The organism is Mycobacterium asiaticum (assembly GCF_001673365.1).
Taxonomy (GTDB): Bacteria; Actinomycetota; Actinomycetes; order Mycobacteriales; family Mycobacteriaceae; genus Mycobacterium; species Mycobacterium asiaticum_A.
In genome coordinates this window covers 30,542-47,876 of record NZ_LZLS01000162.1, presented here as the reverse complement: position 1 = coordinate 47,876, position 17,335 = coordinate 30,542, and the positions used below count along the sequence as shown (strand labels likewise).

Annotated in this window: 19 protein-coding genes, 1 pseudogene and 1 riboswitch; of the genes and pseudogenes, 10 read left to right on the top strand and 10 right to left on the bottom strand. The window is 65.4% G+C overall.

Features of this window, described 5'->3' with window-relative positions; genetic code table 11:
• Positions 1-198 (top strand): annotated as a pseudogene (locus A5634_RS27520) (transglycosylase family protein); the annotation flags it as partial.
• A 99-nt stretch (positions 199-297) separates the two neighbouring features.
• A riboswitch (cyclic di-AMP (ydaO/yuaA leader) is annotated at positions 298-481 on the bottom strand.
• Positions 482-722: 241 nt separating this feature from the next.
• On the opposite strand, the gene A5634_RS17800 reads toward A5634_RS27520, so the two are convergent.
• The 3 genes from A5634_RS17800 to A5634_RS17790 are packed head-to-tail and all read right to left on the bottom strand — an operon-like array spanning position 723 to position 2,450.
• Positions 723-1,004: a MoaD/ThiS family protein gene (locus A5634_RS17800; RefSeq protein WP_065145355.1), complete on the bottom strand. Its 282-nt coding sequence runs from the start codon at positions 1,002-1,004 to the stop codon at positions 723-725.
• A gap of 1 nt (position 1,005) precedes the next feature.
• Positions 1,006-2,058: a GTP 3',8-cyclase MoaA gene (moaA, locus tag A5634_RS17795; RefSeq protein ID WP_065145346.1), complete on the bottom strand. Its 1,053-nt coding sequence runs from the start codon at positions 2,056-2,058 to the stop codon at positions 1,006-1,008.
• Positions 2,055-2,450: a YccF domain-containing protein gene (locus A5634_RS17790; protein WP_065145345.1), complete on the bottom strand. Its 396-nt coding sequence runs from the start codon at positions 2,448-2,450 to the stop codon at positions 2,055-2,057. Before A5634_RS17790 ends, moaA begins: the two co-directional genes overlap by 4 nt.
• Before the next feature lie 166 nt (positions 2,451-2,616).
• Between A5634_RS17790 and A5634_RS17785 the strand changes: the two genes are divergently transcribed.
• The 3 genes from A5634_RS17785 to A5634_RS17775 all read left to right on the top strand — a co-directional run bounded on the left by A5634_RS17785 (position 2,617) and on the right by A5634_RS17775 (position 6,070).
• Entirely contained in the window at positions 2,617-3,036 is a 420-nt protein-coding gene (locus A5634_RS17785; protein ID WP_065145344.1) for a cold-shock protein, read from the top strand.
• Between the two features lie 78 nt (positions 3,037-3,114).
• Complete coding sequence (locus tag A5634_RS17780; protein ID WP_065145343.1) at positions 3,115-5,061, top strand: acyl-CoA dehydrogenase family protein; 1,947 nt, start codon at positions 3,115-3,117, stop codon at positions 5,059-5,061.
• 4 nt (positions 5,062-5,065) lie between these two features.
• Positions 5,066-6,070, top strand: coding sequence for a glutathione S-transferase family protein (locus tag A5634_RS17775; RefSeq protein WP_065145342.1), 1,005 nt, complete (start codon positions 5,066-5,068; stop codon positions 6,068-6,070).
• A gap of 3 nt (positions 6,071-6,073) precedes the next feature.
• Here A5634_RS17775 and A5634_RS17770 read toward each other — a convergent pair whose 3' ends face one another.
• Positions 6,074-6,559 (bottom strand): DUF2771 domain-containing protein, encoded by a 486-nt coding sequence (locus A5634_RS17770; RefSeq protein ID WP_065145341.1) that lies wholly within the window; start codon positions 6,557-6,559, stop codon positions 6,074-6,076.
• Entirely contained in the window at positions 6,556-8,166 is a 1,611-nt protein-coding gene (locus A5634_RS17765) for an MFS transporter (protein WP_155769597.1), read from the bottom strand. The genes A5634_RS17770 and A5634_RS17765 overlap by 4 nt, the downstream gene beginning before the upstream one ends.
• A gap of 255 nt (positions 8,167-8,421) precedes the next feature.
• Here A5634_RS17765 and A5634_RS17760 point away from each other — a divergent pair, with 255 nt between their 5' ends.
• Positions 8,422-9,225 (top strand): DUF3027 domain-containing protein, encoded by an 804-nt coding sequence (locus tag A5634_RS17760; protein ID WP_065145339.1) that lies wholly within the window; start codon positions 8,422-8,424, stop codon positions 9,223-9,225.
• On the opposite strand, the gene A5634_RS17755 is transcribed toward A5634_RS17760, so the two are convergent.
• Together A5634_RS17755 and A5634_RS17750 are read right to left on the bottom strand one after the other, a co-directional pair.
• The gene (locus tag A5634_RS17755) at positions 9,222-9,689 is read right to left on the bottom strand and encodes an SRPBCC family protein (protein ID WP_065145338.1); all 468 of its coding nucleotides are present in this window, start codon (positions 9,687-9,689) and stop codon (positions 9,222-9,224) included. The two genes, A5634_RS17760 and A5634_RS17755, sit on opposite strands and share 4 nt — an antisense overlap.
• Before the next feature lie 25 nt (positions 9,690-9,714).
• Positions 9,715-9,990 carry a DUF2530 domain-containing protein gene (locus A5634_RS17750; protein ID WP_065145354.1) on the bottom strand — a complete coding sequence of 92 codons (276 nt, stop codon included), beginning with the start codon at positions 9,988-9,990 and terminating at the stop codon, positions 9,715-9,717.
• Between the two features lie 188 nt (positions 9,991-10,178).
• On the opposite strand from A5634_RS17750, the gene A5634_RS17745 reads away from it, so the two are divergent.
• Genes A5634_RS17745 through A5634_RS17735 form a run of 3 tightly spaced genes read left to right on the top strand, consistent with a single transcriptional unit; the run spans position 10,179 to position 11,711 of the window.
• On the top strand, positions 10,179-10,610 hold the full coding sequence (locus tag A5634_RS17745) for a MarR family transcriptional regulator (protein ID WP_065145337.1): 432 nt from the start codon (positions 10,179-10,181) through the stop codon (positions 10,608-10,610).
• Positions 10,607-11,446 carry a TrmH family RNA methyltransferase gene (locus A5634_RS17740; protein ID WP_065145336.1) on the top strand — a complete coding sequence of 280 codons (840 nt, stop codon included), beginning with the start codon at positions 10,607-10,609 and terminating at the stop codon, positions 11,444-11,446. The genes A5634_RS17745 and A5634_RS17740 overlap by 4 nt, the downstream gene beginning before the upstream one ends.
• The gene (locus A5634_RS17735) at positions 11,439-11,711 is read left to right on the top strand and encodes a DUF2537 domain-containing protein (RefSeq protein ID WP_065145335.1); all 273 of its coding nucleotides are present in this window, start codon (positions 11,439-11,441) and stop codon (positions 11,709-11,711) included. Before A5634_RS17740 ends, A5634_RS17735 begins: the two co-directional genes overlap by 8 nt.
• On the opposite strand, the gene sepH is transcribed toward A5634_RS17735, so the two are convergent.
• Positions 11,708-12,496 carry a septation protein SepH gene (gene sepH / locus A5634_RS17730; RefSeq protein ID WP_065145334.1) on the bottom strand — a complete coding sequence of 263 codons (789 nt, stop codon included), beginning with the start codon at positions 12,494-12,496 and terminating at the stop codon, positions 11,708-11,710. The genes A5634_RS17735 and sepH overlap by 4 nt on opposite strands.
• Before the next feature lie 149 nt (positions 12,497-12,645).
• Positions 12,646-13,776 (bottom strand): phosphoserine transaminase, encoded by a 1,131-nt coding sequence (serC, locus tag A5634_RS17725; protein WP_065145333.1) that lies wholly within the window; start codon positions 13,774-13,776, stop codon positions 12,646-12,648.
• A gap of 184 nt (positions 13,777-13,960) precedes the next feature.
• On the opposite strand from serC, the gene A5634_RS17720 reads away from it, so the two are divergent.
• Positions 13,961-14,998 (top strand): AurF N-oxygenase family protein, encoded by a 1,038-nt coding sequence (locus A5634_RS17720; RefSeq protein ID WP_155769596.1) that lies wholly within the window; start codon positions 13,961-13,963, stop codon positions 14,996-14,998.
• 24 nt (positions 14,999-15,022) lie between these two features.
• Positions 15,023-16,726, top strand: a complete 1,704-nt coding sequence (locus A5634_RS17715; RefSeq protein WP_065145332.1) for an FAD-dependent oxidoreductase — start codon at positions 15,023-15,025, stop codon at positions 16,724-16,726.
• A gap of 98 nt (positions 16,727-16,824) precedes the next feature.
• Here the strand turns inward: A5634_RS17715 and A5634_RS17710 are convergent, their stop codons facing one another.
• Positions 16,825-17,289, bottom strand: a complete 465-nt coding sequence (locus tag A5634_RS17710; protein ID WP_065145352.1) for a VOC family protein — start codon at positions 17,287-17,289, stop codon at positions 16,825-16,827.
• Positions 17,290-17,335: the final 46 nt, after the last annotated feature.

The window sequence follows — 17,335 nt, the reverse complement described above, 5'->3', positions numbered from 1 at the left end:
TCCTCCAGCGTCAGCGTCGCCAAGATCGCCTTTACCGGCGCAGTGCTGGGCGGCGGCGGCATCGCCATGGCCGGCCAGGCCGCGGCAGCCACCGACGCCGAATGGGATGCGGTTGCCCGTTGCGAATCTGGTGGCAACTGGGCGATCAACACCGGTAACGGGTTCTACGGCGGCGTGCAGTTCGCGGCCGGCCATGGCGATGCCGCCGCCGCCCAGCACTGCGCCGGTAAAGGCGATCTTGGCGACGCTGACGCTGGAGGTAGCGGGCTTGCGGTGACGTCCAGTCATACGCTCAGTAATTCCTCTCGTGTACACGCCTGCGAGGTGAGCTGTCGGGTTCGGGTGGGAGAGGTCACCCGGCCAGTCGTGCATCGTCGTCACGACGTTGGCTTCACCCCAAGGAGCCGTAACCGGCCCCGGTCCGATCTCGGCGGACCTGGTGGGTCCCCCGCCTCCATCCGCGGGTCGGAATCCCTTGCCTACTGGATGGAGCTCGGCGCGTTATAGGTAAGGGCGGGCCCGCCGCTTCGGGTTGGGTTGACGAGCCTTCCGAGACGGTAGCGGGTAAAGGCGGTCACGTCACGCGTGGAATGGATCGGCGTTTTGGTCACAATGCGGGTTTAAAACGCCAGGAAACCCGTGCGTTTACCCAGCTCATAGCACTCGCAATCGGAGCGTGGCCGGGTTGTTATCGTTCCGTTACGTGAGATAACTCACACTTTTTAGCCGCCGGCGAACGGTGGGAGTACGTCAATCGTGTCGCCGGCGGATAACGCTGAGGCCTCATCTCGGACGGCAATTCCGTCCCGCAGATAGGAGCATCGGCTAAGAACCGTGGCCAGCTGAGTACCCCGATCGGCCAACTGCTTAACCAACTCCGCCACCGTCGTACCGGTGCGCACGGAAAGCGTCTCCATCTCGGTACCGGCGGCCGCCCGTGCCGCGGCGAAATAGCGGACCGTCACCTCGACCCCGGCGGCCACTGTGGGCGTCTGTGCGGGAATCTCAGCCACCGATGGCACTCATCGGACGGTCGGGCTGGACGAAATCGGGGTCGTTAATACCGTGCCCGGCCGGCTTCGCCCACATGGCGGCGCGCCAGGTCGCTGCGATGGCGTCGTCGTCGGCGCCGCCGCGGAGCAGGCCACGAAGGTCCATCTCCTCGGTGGAGAACAAGCAACTGCGGATCTGGCCGTCGGCGGTGAGCCGGGTTCGGTCACATGTAGAGCAGAAGGCGTGCGACACCGATGCGATGACACCGACCTTGCCCGCCGGGGTGTCCGGGCCGGCATCGACCAACCACAGCTCGGCCGGCGCCGACCCGCGCGGCGCCGGATCTGGTGTGAGGCTGAAGTGCGGGCGCAGCGCGGCTAGCACGTCGTCGGCGCTCAGAGCAGCGCCACGGCGCCACTGATGGCCCGCGTCGAGCGGCATCTGTTCGATGACGCGCAATTGGTAGCCGTATCGCAAGCAGTACCGCAACAGCTCTACGACATCCTCGCGTCCGGTGGCTGGATCGAGCACCGCGTTGACCTTGACCGGTGCGAGTCCGGCCTCGTGCGCGGCCGCCAGACCGGCCAGCACCTCATCGAGGCGGTTTCGACGGGTGATCGCAGCGAAGTGCTTCGGGTTGACGCTGTCCAGCGAGACGTTCACCCTGTTCAGGCCGGCCGCAGCGAGGGCCTTCGCGCGCTTGGCCAGACCCACGCCGTTCGTCGTAAGCGAGATCTCCGGACGCGGTTGAAGCCCGGCGGCGGCGGCGACGACCTGTTCGAGATGGGGGACCAACAGCGGCTCGCCTCCGGTGAACCGCACGCTGCTGATCCCGAGGCGGGTTACCGCTATCTGAAGCAGCCTGGCCAGTTCGTCGGGCCGCAGCAGATGCTCACCCGGAAGCCAGTTCAGACCCTGCGCCGGCATGCAATAGGTGCATCGCAGATTGCACCGATCGGTCAGCGAGACACGCAGATCGGTGGCGATTCGGCCGTAGGTGTCGATCAAAGGGCCGTCTTTGCTGGGTTTGCGAACCGTCGGGAGGCCCAGGGCCGTCAATGTCATGCCGGCACCCGTTCCGACACATCGGCGGGAACTATCTCCTTGCCCAGGGGCACCAGCGACACCGGAATCATCTTCAGGTTTGCCAGCGCCAACGGAATGCCGATGATCGTGACGGCCATCGCTATCGCGCTTGCTATGTGGCCGATCGCCAGCCAGAGCCCGAACAACAGCACCCAGATGACGTTGCCGATCAATGCGCCGGTGCCGGCGCCAGGTTTCTCCACAATGGTGCGGCCGAATGGCCACAACGCGTACGAAGCGATGCGCAGCGCCGCGAAGCCGAACGGAATCGTCACGATCAACAGAAAGCACACGAGCGCCGCGAGCAGGTATCCCAGTGCCAGCCAAAGCCCACCGAACACCAGCCAGATGACGTTCAAAATCAGGCGCATATCTCCTCCAGCGGTAAACGCCAGCCTACCCAGTGCCACCGACGTGGGTGAGAAACCGGGGTGCTCGGCCGGAAACCATCCGAGTAGGATCTGTGATCGTCATCGCGTCCTGCGCAGGCGGGACGCGTCTTTCGTTGCAGACCCGTCAGACAAGCAGGTGAGAGCAGTGCCGACCGGCAAAGTGAAGTGGTACGACTCCGACAAGGGGTTCGGCTTCCTGTCGCAAGAGGATGGCGAGGACGTCTACGTCCGCTCCTCGGCGTTGCCTGCGGGTGTCGAGGGGCTCAAAGCTGGCCAGAAAGTGGAATTCGGCATCGCGTCCGGACGACGCGGACCGCAGGCACTGAGCCTCAAGTTGATCGACCCCCCGCCAAGCCTGGCCCGCTCTGCATCACGGCCGCGCCGCGAAGCTCCCGCCGAGCACAAGCACAGTCCCGACGAACTGCACGGCATGGTCGAGGACATGATCACGCTGCTGGAAAGCACCGTGCAACCGGAACTGCGCAAGGGCCGTTACCCGGATCGCAAGACGGCTCGGCAGATTTCAGAGGTGGTCAAGGCGGTCGCAAGGGAGTTCGAGGCCTAGCGGGCCTGCCGCTGCGCGTAGCAGGTCGCCAAGCGGGTACTCAAGCCTCGTCGTGATTGCGTCAACGAGGAGGCGGCGATGGCACAGCAAGCGCAGGTAACCGAGGAGCAGGCCAGGGCCGTTGCCGAAGAATCCCGCGAAAGTGGCTGGGATAAGCCGTCTTTCGCCAAAGAGCTGTTTCTCGGCCGCTTCCCGCTGGACCTGATCCATCCGTTCCCCAAGCCACCGGATGCCGAGGAGAAGCGCACCGCGGATTTCTTGGAGAAGCTTAAGAAATTCCTTGGCACCGTTGATGGCAGCGTTATCGAGCGGGACGCGCGGATCCCGGACGAATACGTCAAGGGCTTCGCCGAACTCGGCTGCTTCGGGATGAAGATCTCGTCGGAGTATGGCGGCCTGGACATGTCGCAGGTCGCCTACAACCGCGCACTGATGATGGTGACCACCGTCAGTCCCAGTTTGGGCGCGCTGCTGTCGGCTCATCAGTCCATCGGGGTGCCCGAACCTCTCAAGCTCGCCGGGTCCGAGGAGCAGAAGCGAAAGTTCTTGCCGCGCTGTGCCGCCGGAGCTGTCTCAGCCTTTCTGTTGACCGAGCCGGATGTAGGGTCGGACCCGGCGCGCCTGGGTTCGACGGCGACGCCGGTGGATGACGGGCAGGCCTACGAACTCGAGGGCGTGAAGCTGTGGACCACCAACGGCGTGATCGCCGAATTGTTGGTGGTGATGGCCCGGGTACCCAAGAGCGACGGACATCGCGGCGGCATCAGTGCCTTTGTCGTCGAAGCGGATTCGCCCGGAATCACCGTGGAACGGCGTAACCAGTTCATGGGTCTGCGCGGTATCGAGAACGGTGTGACCAGGATGCACCGCGTGCGGGTTCCGGCCGAGAACCTTATCGGCCGGGAAGGCGACGGACTGCGAATCGCCTTGACCACCTTGAACGTCGGACGCTTGGCGTTACCGGCCATGGTGACGGGCTCGTCCAAATGGTCGTTGAAGATCGCGCGTGAGTGGTCGGGTGAGCGGGTGCAGTGGGGCAAGCCGATCGGCAAGCACGAGGCGGTGGCCCGCAAGATTGCGTTCATGGCCGCGACCACCTACGCGCTTGAGGCGGTGGTCGAGCTGTCGGGTCAGATGGCCGACGAGGGACGCAACGACATTCGGATCGAGGCGGCGCTGGCCAAGCTGTGGTGCAGCGAAATGTCTTGCGTCATAGCCGATGACCTGATGCAGATCCGCGGCGGCCGGGGCTATGAAACTGCTGAATCGCTTGCCGCACGCGGCGAGCGTGCCGCGCCGGTGGAACAGTCGCTGCGCGACCTGCGAATCAACCGCATCTTCGAAGGCGCCAGCGAAATCATGAGGTTGCTCATTGCCCGGGAGGCGGTGGACGCCCACCTGTCCGCCGCGGGTGATCTCGCCAAGGCTGACGCCGACTTGCGGGAAAAGGCAGCGGCCGCTGTCGGCGCGAGTGGGTTTTACGCAAAGTGGTTGCCGAAATTGGTATTCGGCGAGGGGCAGCGGCCCACGGCTTACCGCGAGTTCGGTCCGCTCGCGTCGCATCTGCGATTCGTCGAGCGCTCCAGCCGAAAGTTGGCCCGCAATACCTTCTACGGGATGGCACGCTGGCAGGCCAAGTTGGAACAGAAGCAGGGCTTTTTGGGCCGCATCGTCGACATCGGTGCCGAACTGTTCGCGATGGCAGCGGCGTGCGTGCGCGCCGAGTCGCAACGCGCCGGGGATCCGACCCTCGGAAAGCAGGCTTACGAATTGGCTGAAATGTTCTGTCAACAGGCGACTTTGCGGGTTGAGGAACTGTTCGCCGCGTTGTGGACCAATACCGATGCCGGCGATGTGCAACTGACGAACGATGTGCTGGAGGGCCGCTACACCTGGCTGGAGGACGGCATTCTTGATCAGTCCGAGGGCACCGGGCCGTGGATCGCCGAGTGGGAAGCCAGAGAGTCCACCGAAACGAATTTGGCCCGCCGATTCGTCGCGCCGTCGACCGAAGCGGCACGATAGACACATGTCGGCCTACGTCGCGCCCAAGGGCGAATTCAATCGAGACACCAACTACATCACCACGCGCATCACCGCTGACGGACGCGACGGTTACCCGGTAGCCCCCGACCGGTACCGGCTCGTCGTCGCCCGCGCGTGTCCGTGGGCGAATCGCACTATCATCGTGCGGCGACTGTTGGGGCTGGAATCGGTTCTGTCCATTGGGTTTTGCGGTCCTACCCACGATGAGCGCAGTTGGACGTTCGATCTGGATCCCGGCGGGGTGGACCCGGTCCTGAAAATTCCGAGGTTGCAGGACGCCTACTTCAAGCGCGACCCGGAGTATCCCAAGGGGATCACCGTCCCGGCGGTCGTCGACGTCACCACCGGCGCCGTCGTCACCAACGATTTCGCGCAGATCACCCTCGACTTCTCCACCGAGTGGGCCGCGTACCACCGTGAGGGAGCACCACGGCTATACCCCGAAGAGTTGCGCGCGGAGATCGACGAGGTGAGCCAGCGGATCTACACCGAAATCAACAACGGGGTGTACCGCTGCGGCTTCGCCGGCTCACAAGACGCATATGAATCGGCGTACGACCGGTTGTTCACCGCACTGGACTGGGTGAGCGAGCGACTCGCCGGGCAGCGATACCTGGTGGGCGACACCATCACCGAGGCCGACGTCCGACTGTTCACCACACTCGCCCGCTTCGATCCCGTCTACCACGGGCATTTCAAGTGCAACCGGTCCAAGCTGTCCGAGATGCCAGTGTTGTGGGCCTACGCCCGAGACCTGTTCCAAACGCCGGGCTTTGGCGATACCACCGACTTCGTCCAGATCAAACAGCACTACTACATCGTGCACGCCGACATCAACCCCACCCGGGTCGTGCCCAAGGGCCCGGAACTGTCCAACTGGCTGACACCACACGGTCGGGAAGCTATGGGCGGCAGGCCATTTGGTGATGGAACACCGCCGGGACCGCCGCTCGAGGGTGAGCGGGTGCCGCCCGCTCACGGCGCCTAATCCTCAGCGGGTCAGGCGAATCGACCATTCGGCGTGCGGAGCCTCCCGCAGCTGCCCGTCCTCGAGCACCAACGTCAGCAACTGGACCACCACCTGGGTCAACCGGCCCCGCTGTGGATCGACTGTGGGCATGGTGACCGCCAGCTTGGAATTCGGCCGAAAGAATGTTGTGGCCGTATCGGTCGGATCCTCATAGACCTGCAGCAGGCGCCAGGGGGCGCGGCCAATGGCGTCGGGCACCGACAACTGGACCGGAAACCGTTCGCTCACCCGCAATTCGCCCTCGGTCTGCGGGCTTTGGCAATCGTTGAGGTTCAGCACGCTGCAGTACAGATAGGGCCCCACCCGGGTGGTGTGCCCAAGGGAGTAGGCGCTGATCCTCGGAAAGTGCGGGCCCGGTTGCCGAACCAACAGCCAGGCGCCGACACCGGCTGCGGCCGCCAGCAACACCACGCCGACCGTGAGAAGCACGGCCACACCCCGTTTCACTGGGGCATCGCTCTAGATGTCGGGGCGCGGCGAGCCCCCTCCTGCTCGACCATGACGGGCCGATTTCCGCCGAGGCCGGGGATCAACGAGAAACCTTGGAAGCTGACGAGCGTCTGGGCAAGACCCAAAATCAACAGGGCGCTGACCGCCGTGAAGCCCACCCACAACTCGGTGTAGACCAACACCCCGACGGCACCGCCCAACACCCAGGCCAACTGCAGGGTGGACTCCGATCGACCGAACCCAGAGGCCCTGGACTCCTCGGGCAGATCGTTTTGCAACGAAGCGTCCAGTGAGGCCTTGGCGATGGCACTGCAACCGGAGGTGATCAGGGTGGCGACGGCGGCGACGACGAGATGCCCGGCCACCGCGGCGGCGATAGCGCACACGGTGACCGCCAGCGTGCAACGGACCACCAGCACCGCTGGTCGGCCCAATTTCAGCCGGGCACTGGTGAAGTTGCCGACGAAATTACCTATCGCGGCGGCGGCGCCGATCACGCCCAGCATGGCCAGTTGCATCCACCCGTCGGCGTCGTGCGCCTTGGCGACAAATGCCGGGTACAGGAACAGGAACCCGACCATGACCTTGATCGTGCAGTTACCCCATAACGAAGTAATGATGTTGCGGCCCAACGGCTGTCGAAGCTTGCCGACTGTCGATGCGCCCTCGTCGGGCCAATTGTGTCGCGACTGGTCGCTGTGCCAGTGATAGCTCAAGGTGGCCGGGACCTCGCCGGCGGTGACCTCGACCCAACTCGGAATCCGCATCGAGAGCAGGGCACCGACGATCGTGATGCCGACGACGACGAACAGTGCCCCCGGCAAGTTGAACAAGTGAGTGCAGGCGAACTCGATTCCAGCAGCGACGGCACCGCCGGCGATGGTTCCGCCGAGCAGTCCGAACACGGTCAGTCGGGAATTGACCCGGACCAGATCGATAGTGGGCGGCATGACCCTGGGCGTCACCGCGCTGCGTAGCACGCTGAACGACTTGGAAAACACCATCATGGCCAGCGCGCAGGGGTACAGCACCCACGGCGGGAAGCTGCCGCTGGCGCCGTCGTAGTTCATGATCAGCACCAACGCCAGCCCGGTACGCAGCCCGAAGGACAGCGCCAGCGCGACCCGGCGCCCGTGCTGCAGTTTGTCCAGTGCCGGACCAATGAGCGGGGCGATGACGGCGAACGGTGCGATGGTGATCAACAGGTACAACGCGACCTTCGATTTACTCTCACCGCTGGCCGCCGCGAAGAACAACGTATTGGCCAGTGCCACCGCCATCGCGGAGTCGACGGCGAAGTTCGCCATCACCGGCCACGTCAGCGCCGTCAGACCGGACTTGTCGGCACCGTCGGCGGTAGCGGCGCGCTGCACCATCCAGTACATACGAGAGCCCATTTCGCGGCTGCGCATCGCCGCCGCCCGGGTGACGGTGATCCGTTCACCGTTGTTGAACCCTCGCGGGGGCGGAGGTTCGCTGCTGTGCTCGCGGGGCGCCTGTTCGCCCAACGGGGGCAGATACCGGTTGGCGCTGGGCATCGGTGGTGGGCGGCGCTGGCCGCGATTTTTCGGACCGCTCGGGTCGCCGGCCGGGTAGTTGGCCATCCCGGGATGCTGCTGGAAGTTCGATCCATCTCGGGGCCGGCGGCCGGGGGGTGGGGCCGTCCGGCCCGGATGATCGCCTCGCGGTCCAGACACGATTCAATTCTGTCTTATGCCGCCGCGCTGCGGAGGCAACCGGTGTGGCTCGCCTACCGTGTCTTCCGGCAGTATTGGGTGCAGTATCGGGAATGTGGCTGAGCAGGTCTCGGCCCGGAAGGCACGACCGATCCGACTTTAGGGTGACATTAGGGTGACACTGTGACCGGACCCATCGAGGAATCCTCCGTAGCGACTGTGGCTGAGTGGCCCAGTGAGCTGGCCGGGGTGCTCACGGGTGCGGCTGAACAGGCCAGGGCCGCTGTTTCGGAGTTCAGCGGCGCCGACGCCGTCGGGGATTACCTGGGCGTCAGCTACGAGGATCCCAACACCGCCACGCATCGGTTCCTGGCGCACGTGCCCGGTTACCAGGGGTGGCAGTGGGACGTCGTCGTCGCCACCTATCCCGGCTCCGACCACGCCACGATCAGCGAGGTCGTGCTGATTCCCGGACCGACCGCTCTGCTGGCCCCGGATTGGGTTCCGTGGGAGCAGCGGGTGCGCCCCGGCGATCTGGGGCCGGGAGACCTGTTGGCGCCGGCCCGTAACGACCCGCGGTTAGTGCCTGGTTACACCGCCAGTGGCGACCCGGAGGTAGACGACGTCGCCGTCGAACTGGGACTCGGGCGACGCTGGGTAATGAGTTCCTGGGGTCGGGCGGACGCCGCCGAGCGTTGGCACGAAGGTGACTACGGCCCGGATTCGGCGATGTCCCGGTCAACCAAGCGGGTGTGCCGAGACTGCGGTTTCTTCCTGCCGTTAGCCGGTGCTCTCGGTGCGATGTTCGGGGTCTGCGGCAACGAACTGTCCGCCGACGGCCACGTCGTCGACAAGCTATACGGCTGCGGAGCCCACTCCGACACCCCCGCCCCTGCGGGTACCGGCTCACCGATGTACGAGCCGTATGACGACGGCGTCATCGAGGTCACCGAGAATCCGGCCGAACCTCCAGCGGACCCGTCCTAGCTTTTTTTGGCGTTTTCCTCGGCGGCGGCCTTGATTCTGGTCAGCGACGTGTTCATGCCCTCGACCATCTCCTTTTCGAAGTTGGTGTTTCCGCCGAGGAACGCCTTCACCGACACGCTGGAGAACGCACTGACACCGTTCTCGGCGTGACGGCTTTCGGTCAGCCGGGTGCCCTCGCCGTGAGCTTCCAACTCATAGCTCCAGATCGTGCGGTTGGTGTCGACGCGAAACGCCAGCCGTTGCTCGGGGATCACCTCGACGATGGTGGACGTAGTGGGCCAGAACAGACGGTTACGGCGATTGACGTTCACCGTTCGGGTCCCGGCGCGCAGCGGCCCGAATTGCTTCATCCAGCGACATTGCGGGCTCCACTCCGGCATGCGCTGCAGGTCAGATATCAGCGCCCACACGGCCGACGGCGGCGCCTCGATATCGATTGATGTTTGCAACAGCGGGGATGCCATTCGTCCTCCTGGGGTTTTGTCGAGTTCATTGTGGGTCGATAAAGGTTTCGAGCCCCGCCTGGGCGCCGCGTGCGCCACGGCGGGCAGCGGCAAGTTGCCACCCGAAGATGCTGGTGCCGAGCACGCCCACGGCGAGCCCGGCGACGGCTATCGGACGCCAGGTCTCCAGGCCGTGCACGAGGAATGCGGCCACCGCCGCGATCAGCCAACCCGCCGCGCCGACCAGGATGATCGGCCACACCGCAAGCAGCGCGGGCGGCAGCGGCGGGGGCTCGGGTTGGGTAAGTGCTTCGTCGCTCATTTCGCGTTTCAACATAGCCCGCCGATCGGTGGGTTGACGGTGCGGACCGGCGTCAGCCTGGCCGACGCGGCTCGCTTGCGGGTGTGTGTTCAGATGCCCGGCTCCGCGCGACTTTGAAGATCAATGCCGGTGGCGATTGTCGCCGTTTCGCACGTCGGTTTCCGACGTTCCGTTGTAACCTCTGCGCTGTGCCCGACACCGATGCGCGGTTGGCTGCAGACCTGTCGTTAGCGGTCATGCGGCTGGCTCGGCAACTGCGGTTTCGAAACGCGTCGTCGCCGGTGTCGTTGAGCCAGTTGTCGGCGCTGACGACCTTGGCGAACGAGGGTGCGATGACGCCGGGCGCGCTGGCGATTCGCGAGCGCGTCCGACCGCCGTCGATGACGCGGGTGATCGCGTCCCTGGCCGACGAAGGTCTGGTGGACCGGGCCCCGCACCCCGTCGACGGCCGACAGGTGCTGGTTTCGGTCTCCGAGGCCGGCGCCGACCTGGTCAAGGCGGCTCGTCGTGCTCGCCAGGAGTGGTTGGCTGAGCGACTTGAGACCCTCGACGACGGCCAACTCGACACCCTGCGCAACGCGGCCGATCTGATCTCCACTCTGGTCGACGAAAGCCCGTGACGGCTCCGGACGTCGATGTTCAGGACGTCACCGATCCCGATGACCCGCGCCTGGACGACTTCCGCGACCTGAACAGCGTTGACCGCCGTCCGGACCTGCCGACCGGCAAGGGACTGGTGATCGCTGAAGGCGTGCTGGTCGTGCAGCGTATGCTCGCCTCGCGATTTACTCCGCGTGGACTACTAGGCACCGACAGGAGGCTCGCCGAACTCCGCAACGACCTGGTCGGCACTCGCGCGCCGTACTACCGAACCTCGGCCGACGTGATGGCGCAGGCGGTGGGGTTCCATCTCAATCGTGGCGTGTTGGCCGCCGCCAGCCGGGTGCCCGAGCCCAGCGTCGCCCAGGTCGTCGACGGCGCACGCACCGTGGCCGTCCTCGAGGGCGTCAACGACCACGAGAACCTGGGCTCGATCTTTCGCAACGCGGCAGGCCTGGGGGTAGACGCGGTCGTTTTCGGCAGCGGTTGCGCCGATCCCCTCTACCGACGGGCGGTCCGGGTGTCGATGGGCCATGCGTTGCTGGTGCCGTATGCCCGTGCCGCCGAGTGGCCTGCCGACCTGGTGCGGCTGAAAGAACGCGGTTTCCGGTTGCTGGCCATGACCCCCCAGCGCGATGCGCGTCCGCTGCCGGAAGCGATGGCCGAGGTGGCAGACGAACCGGTGGCGCTGCTGGTCGGCGCTGAGGGGCCGGGTCTCACGTCGGCTGCCTTGCGGATTAGCGACTTGCGGGTGCGCATCCCCATGTCGCGTGGCACCGACTCGCTCAACGTGGCAACGGCGGCCGCGGTCGCGTTTTACCAGCGGGCAGTCGGGTTAGGCTCGCCTGGTGGATGACGAGTCCGTCCCCTGGGGAACGGGGTTGGCGGTGGCCTTCTTCGTCGCCGCGGTTGTCGGTGCCGCGATCGTGGTGCTCAGTCTCGGGCTGATCCGGGTGCATCCGCTGCTGGCGGTCGGCCTGAACATCGTGGCGGTCGGGGGATTGGCGCCGACGTTGTGGGGTTGGCGAAACACCCTGGTGCTGCGCTGGTTTGTGCTGGGCGCGGCAGTCGGCGTGGCCGGGGGATGGTTGGCGTTACTTGCGGTGACAGTGCTTGATTAGCGCTGCCCGCTGGAACGCACCCCGAGCAGCACGTCTTCCCAGGCCGGAATGGCCGGCTTGCCGCGTCGGGCGCTGGCCGGTTGCTCGACCGGCGCGGTGGGCGCTGGTGCGGTCTCGGGTGCGGCCGGCATGGTCGGCGGGGCAACAGGCGCGGCGACTTCGAAGGCCAGGTGTGCCACCGGCGCCAGTTGCCGAGGCTTGAAGTCGGGGTCGATCAGTTCGCTGGCCGCATCGTCGATCGCGGTGACCGTGCCGCCGTGCGCGCCGGGGGTGAAGCGGAAATGCGCCAGGTTGTCCGACCGGCCGGCCTGCCACCCCAGCTGCACGGTCCAGCGGCTGTCCTCGTTGCGCCAGGCATCCCAGGTCAGCTTCTCGGGACTCAAGCCACGTCCGACCAGCGCGGCGGTGACGGTTTCCAGCAGGCTCAACACCGCCGGACCGTCGGCCAGCACCGGGTGTGCGGCCGTTGCCAGCTCGGCGGCCCGGAATCGCTCGAGCAACACCGGGTTGGCGAATCGCTGGATACGGGCGAGGTCGGATCCGGAAGCGGCGGCTACCTGCTCGACAGATGCGCCGGCACGGATCCGGGCTTGAATTTCCTTGGGGCTGAGCATGTTTGTTACGACGATGTCGAGTGCGGGTTGTTCCGGCGGCATCGGTTTGCCGTCCAGCACGGCGCGCAGTCGATCATCTGCGGGCAGCTTGAACTTTTCGGCGGAGTTGACACCCTCGCAGAGGATGTGTTTGCCGTCGGGGTCGAGCCCAACCACTTTGAGTTCCCGCATGGCTTCTCCTCGCCGGCTCCGTGCACAGCGGACCCGTTGTGCGCACTCTAGTGCGACGACGTCCGTTAACCTCGCTGACACGCTGAGCGCGTCGGCCATTGCCCGGCGGGACCCTCACGCTGGCGTGACGTTCGGCCGGGGCCGCATTTTCAGAGCCGCTCGACCACCCAGTCGATGCACGCGATCAGCGCGCTGACGTCGTCGGGATCCACGGCCGGGAACATCGCGATCCGAAGCTGATTGCGGCCGAGTTTGCGGTACGGCTCGGTGTCGACGATGCCGTTGGCCCGCAGAGTCTTGGCCACCGTGGCGGCATCGACGTCATCGGCGAAGTCGATGGTCCCGACCACTTGCGAACGCAGCGCGGGGTCGGCGACGAACGGAGTGGTGAAGGACCGCTCTTCGGCCCAGGAGTACAAGCGTTGCGACGAGTCCGCCGTGCGCTTGACGGCCCAGTCCAGGCCGCCGTTACCCAGCAGCCAATCGAGTTGCTCGGCCAGCAGGACCAGGGTCGCGATCGCCGGGGTGTTGTAGGTCTGGTTCTTCACGCTGTTCTCGATCGCGATCGGCAGCGACAGGAAGTCGGGAACCCAGCGTCCCGACGCCGCGATCGCCTCGACTCGGGCCAAGGCGGCCGGGCTCATGATGGACAGCCACAGACCGCCGTCGCTGGCGAAATTCTTCTGCGGCGCGAAGTAGTAGGCGTCGACGTCGTTGATGTCGACGGGCAGACCGCCAGCACCCGAGGTTGCGTCGATGAGTACCAGCGCATCGCCGGAGTCGGCCGGGCGCTGCACGGGCACCGCTACGCCCGTCGAGGTCTCGTTGTGGGCCCAGCCGATCACGTCGACCGACGGGTCGGATTGCGGTTCGGGAGCCGACCCGGCGTCCGCCTTGATGACGATCGGATCACCGACGAACGGGTTCTTGGCGACGCACGAGGCGAACTTTGAGCTGAACTCGCCGTAGGTCAGGTGCAGCGAGCGCTTGTCGATCAAGCCGAAGGCGGCGGCATCCCAGAACGCCGTCGTGCCCCCGTTGCCCAGGATGACTTCGTAGCCGTCGGGCAGTGAGAACAGCTCGGCCAGCCCGGTGCGGACCCGCCCTACCAGGTTCTTCACCGGTGCCTGACGATGCGAAGTGCCGAACAGCACCGCCGCCTTCGTGCTCAGCGCCTGCAGCTGCTCGGGTCGCACTTTGGAGGGTCCGCATCCAAAGCGGCCGTCGCGCGGCCTGAGGTCGGCGGGGATCTCGAGGGAAGTCGTGAGCTGGTCGGCCATGGTGATCAGGGTAGTGAGCGATTCTGCGCGCTGGCCGAACGGCCCGTCAGTGTGATCCAGCCCACAACCAGCGCTCGTTTGCGCTCTGGGCCACAGTGCTCGGGGCAAGCCTGGATAATTACCAGTACCAGCGGTACCGTGTTTTTTATCCGTCCGATGTACGACCTCGCTGGGGAGGCTAAGAATGGCGCTGAAAACCGCCAGGACGCGAATGGTTCGACGTTGGCGTCGCAACATGGAAGTGCGGGACGACGCCGAGTATGTGGAAATGCTCGCCACACTGTCCGAGGGGTCGGTGCGGCGAAACTTCAACCCGTACACCGATATCGATTGGGAGTCACCGGAGTTCGCGGTCACCGATAACGATCCCCGGTGGATCCTGCCGTCGACCGACCCGCTGGGCCGTCACCCCTGGTATCAGGCTCAATCCGACGAGCGCAAGATCAAAATCGGGATGTGGCGTCAGGCCAACGTGGCCAAAGTGGGTCTGCACTTCGAGTCGATCCTGATCCGCGGGCTGATGAACTACACCTTCTGGGTGCCCAACGGGTCGCCCGAGTACAGGTACTGCCTGCACGAATCAGTCGAAGAGTGCAACCACACCATGATGTTCCAGGAAATGGTGAACCGCATCGGCGCCGATGTTCCGGGCATGCCGCGACGGTTGCGCTGGATCTCGCCGCTGATTCCGTTGGCTGCCGGCCCGCTGCCGGTGGCCTTCTTCATCGGCGTGCTCGCCGGCGAGGAACCCATCGACCACACTCAGAAGCAGGTGCTTCGTGAGGGCAAGTCGCTGCACCCGATCATGGAGCGGGTGATGGCCATTCACGTGGCCGAGGAAGCCCGGCACATCTCGTTTGCTCACGAGTTCCTGCGCCGACGGTTGCCGCACCTGACCCGTTGGCAGCGGTTCTGGGTTTCGCTGTTCTTCCCGATCACCATGCGGACGCTGTGCAATGCCATATTGATTCCGCCAAAAGCGTTTTGGGACGAGTTCGATATTCCGCGTTCGGTGAAGAAAGAACTGTTCTTCCGTTCGCCGGAGTCGCGAAAGTGGTTGCGCGACATGTTCTCCGACGTCCGAATGCTGGCCTACGACACCGGGCTGATGGAAAACCGTTCAGCCCGGCTGATGTGGCGGATCTGCAAGATCAACGGCAAACCGTCGCGCTACCGCAGTGAGCCGCAACGCCAGCATCTGGCGACCGTGCCGGCTGCCTAACCTTCTACGTCAGCGAGTTTTATTGTGCCGCACGTAATTACACAGTCGTGCTGCAATGACGGATCATGCGTGTTCGCGTGTCCGGTCAATTGCATCCACCCGTCCCCGGACGAACCTGGGTACGCGAGCGCCGAGATGCTCTACATCGACCCGGTGGCTTGCGTGGATTGCGGGGCCTGCGTAAGCGCGTGCCCGGTCGGCGCGATCGTGCCGGACAATAAGCTGGATCTCAAGCAGCTGCCATTCGTGGAGATCAACGCGTCGTTCTACCCGGATCGGCCCGTGGACGAGAAGCTGCCGCCGACGTCGAAACTGGCTCCGGTGCTGCCGGCCGCGGAAGTCCGCGCGCGACGGGAGCCGTTAACGGTGGCGATTGTCGGTTCCGGGCCCGCGGCGATGTATGCCGCCGACGAGCTCCTGGTCCAGTCCAACGTGCGGGTCAATGTCTTCGAGAAGCTACCTACGCCTTACGGTTTGGTACGCGCCGGCGTGGCACCCGATCACCAGCACACCAAGCGGGTCACCGAGCTGTTCGACCGGGTGGCCGGGCACCGCCGCTTCCAGTTCTATCTCAACGTCGAAGTCGGCAAGCACCTGAGTCATGCCGAATTGTTGGACCATCATCACGCGGTGCTATACGCAGTCGGTGCGCCCGACGATCGTCGTCTTGACATCGACGGGATGGGTCTGCCCGGTACGGGCACTGCCACCGAGTTGGTGGCGTGGATCAACGGACATCCCGAATATGCCGACTTGCCAGTCGATCTCAGCCACGAACGGGTAGTGATCATCGGCAACGGCAACGTTGCGCTGGACGTGGCGCGGGTGCTCACCGCCGACCCGGACGACCTGGCGCGCACCGACATCGCCGACCATGCGCTAAAGGCGTTCCGCAAGTCGGCCGTTCGCGAGGTAGTGATCGCGGCCCGTCGCGGCCCGGCGCATTCGGCGTTCACCCTGCCCGAGCTGGTCGGGCTTACCGGGTCCGCCGACGTCGTGCTTGATCCCGACGACCATCAGCGGGTGGTCGAGGATTTGAACAGCGTTTCGGATCCGTTGACCGCGCAGAAATTGCAGATCCTGAGCACACTGGGCGACGGCTCGACACCCGCCTCGCGGCCGCGCATCCGGCTGGCCTACGGCCTGACGCCCGAGCGCGTGCTCGGTGAGCGGCGCGCCGCGGCGGTGGAGTTCTCCGTCACCGGCACCGTCGAGACGCGCGCGATCGACGCTGGCCTGGTGCTGACGTCAATCGGCTACCGCGGCAAGCCCATTCGCGACCTGCCGTTCGACGAGGCGGCCGCCGTGGTGCCCAATGACGGTGGTCGCGTGGTCGAACCCGGTACCGGACAACCCGTTCGCGGTGCCTATGTGGCGGGCTGGATCAAGCGCGGACCGACGGGATTCATCGGCACCAACAAGTCGTGCTCGTTGCAGACCGTTCAGGCGCTGGTGGCTGATTTCAACGCCGGCGTGCTGACCGACCGTGCCGCGTTGGCGAAGCCGGCGGCGCTGGACGAGCTGGTCGCGGCCCGCCAGCCCGCCGTCGTCGACGCAACGGGCTGGCGCGCCATCGACGCGGCCGAGGTAGCGCGCGGCAACGAGGATGGTCGGCCACGCAACAAGTTCACCGACGTCGCCGACATGCTCGTCGTCGCCGCCGACGCGCGGCCGGCGCGATCACGGGCACCTCGTATGCGCGACCGGCTGGCCCGGCTCTGGGCTTGACGTCCGTTTGCCGGGCTTGACGTCCGTTTGCCGCGAGCCGAACCAGGCGGCGATTTCTAGGCCTTGAAATAGCGATGTGGTTCGGCTCGAGGAAGTCGTCAGGTTTGCGCGGACATCGCTTCCTTGATCTCGTCCATGCTGACTTCGCGGACCGGCTCGCCCATTGACCAGTTGTGGCCGAACGGGTCGGCCAGTACGCCGTAGCGGTCTCCCCAGAACTGGTCTTCCACCGGCATCACGACCGTGGCTCCGGCATCCAGAGCCCGCTGGAATTTGGCGTCGACGTCGGTAACCGTTAGGTGGATGGTGACCGGCGTGCCACCGAGCGCCTTCGGGGTCATCGACTTACCGTGGCACATCTCCGGGAAGTCGTCATTGAGCATCACCGTGGACCCATTGAGCTGTACCGCAGCGTGGATCAGCCGGCCATCGGGACCTGGGATGCGGGCGAGTTCGACCGCACCGAATGCCTTGACGTAGAAGTCGATCGCGGCAGCTGCGTCGTCAACCACGAGGTGGGGGAGAACGGCGGGTTCGACGTTGATGGCCTCGTTAGTGGTCATGGCCACTCCTCTTCTTGTTGGGTTTTCACCTGTACTGACCAGTCGC

Bases quoted from the DNA above. Each gene is read 5' to 3' on its own strand.
- A5634_RS17710 (WP_065145352.1), bottom strand. From the start codon at position 17,289: ATGACCACTAACGAGGCCATCAACGTCGAACCCGCCGTTCTCCCCCAC.
- A5634_RS17780 (WP_065145343.1), top strand. From the start codon at position 3,115: ATGGCACAGCAAGCGCAGGTAACCGAGGAGCAGGCCAGGGCCGTTGCC.
- A5634_RS17755 (WP_065145338.1), bottom strand. From the start codon at position 9,689: ATGGCATCCCCGCTGTTGCAAACATCAATCGATATCGAGGCGCCGCCG.
- A5634_RS17750 (WP_065145354.1), bottom strand. From the start codon at position 9,990: ATGAGCGACGAAGCACTTACCCAACCCGAGCCCCCGCCGCTGCCGCCC.
- A5634_RS17790 (WP_065145345.1), bottom strand. From the start codon at position 2,450: ATGCGCCTGATTTTGAACGTCATCTGGCTGGTGTTCGGTGGGCTTTGG.
- A5634_RS17775 (WP_065145342.1), top strand. From the start codon at position 5,066: ATGTCGGCCTACGTCGCGCCCAAGGGCGAATTCAATCGAGACACCAAC.
- sepH (WP_065145334.1), bottom strand. From the start codon at position 12,496: ATGCGGGAACTCAAAGTGGTTGGGCTCGACCCCGACGGCAAACACATC.
- A5634_RS17720 (WP_155769596.1), top strand. From the start codon at position 13,961: ATGGCGCTGAAAACCGCCAGGACGCGAATGGTTCGACGTTGGCGTCGC.
- serC (WP_065145333.1), bottom strand. From the start codon at position 13,776: ATGGCCGACCAGCTCACGACTTCCCTCGAGATCCCCGCCGACCTCAGG.
- A5634_RS17765 (WP_155769597.1), bottom strand. From the start codon at position 8,166: ATGGCCAACTACCCGGCCGGCGACCCGAGCGGTCCGAAAAATCGCGGC.
- moaA (WP_065145346.1), bottom strand. From the start codon at position 2,058: ATGACATTGACGGCCCTGGGCCTCCCGACGGTTCGCAAACCCAGCAAA.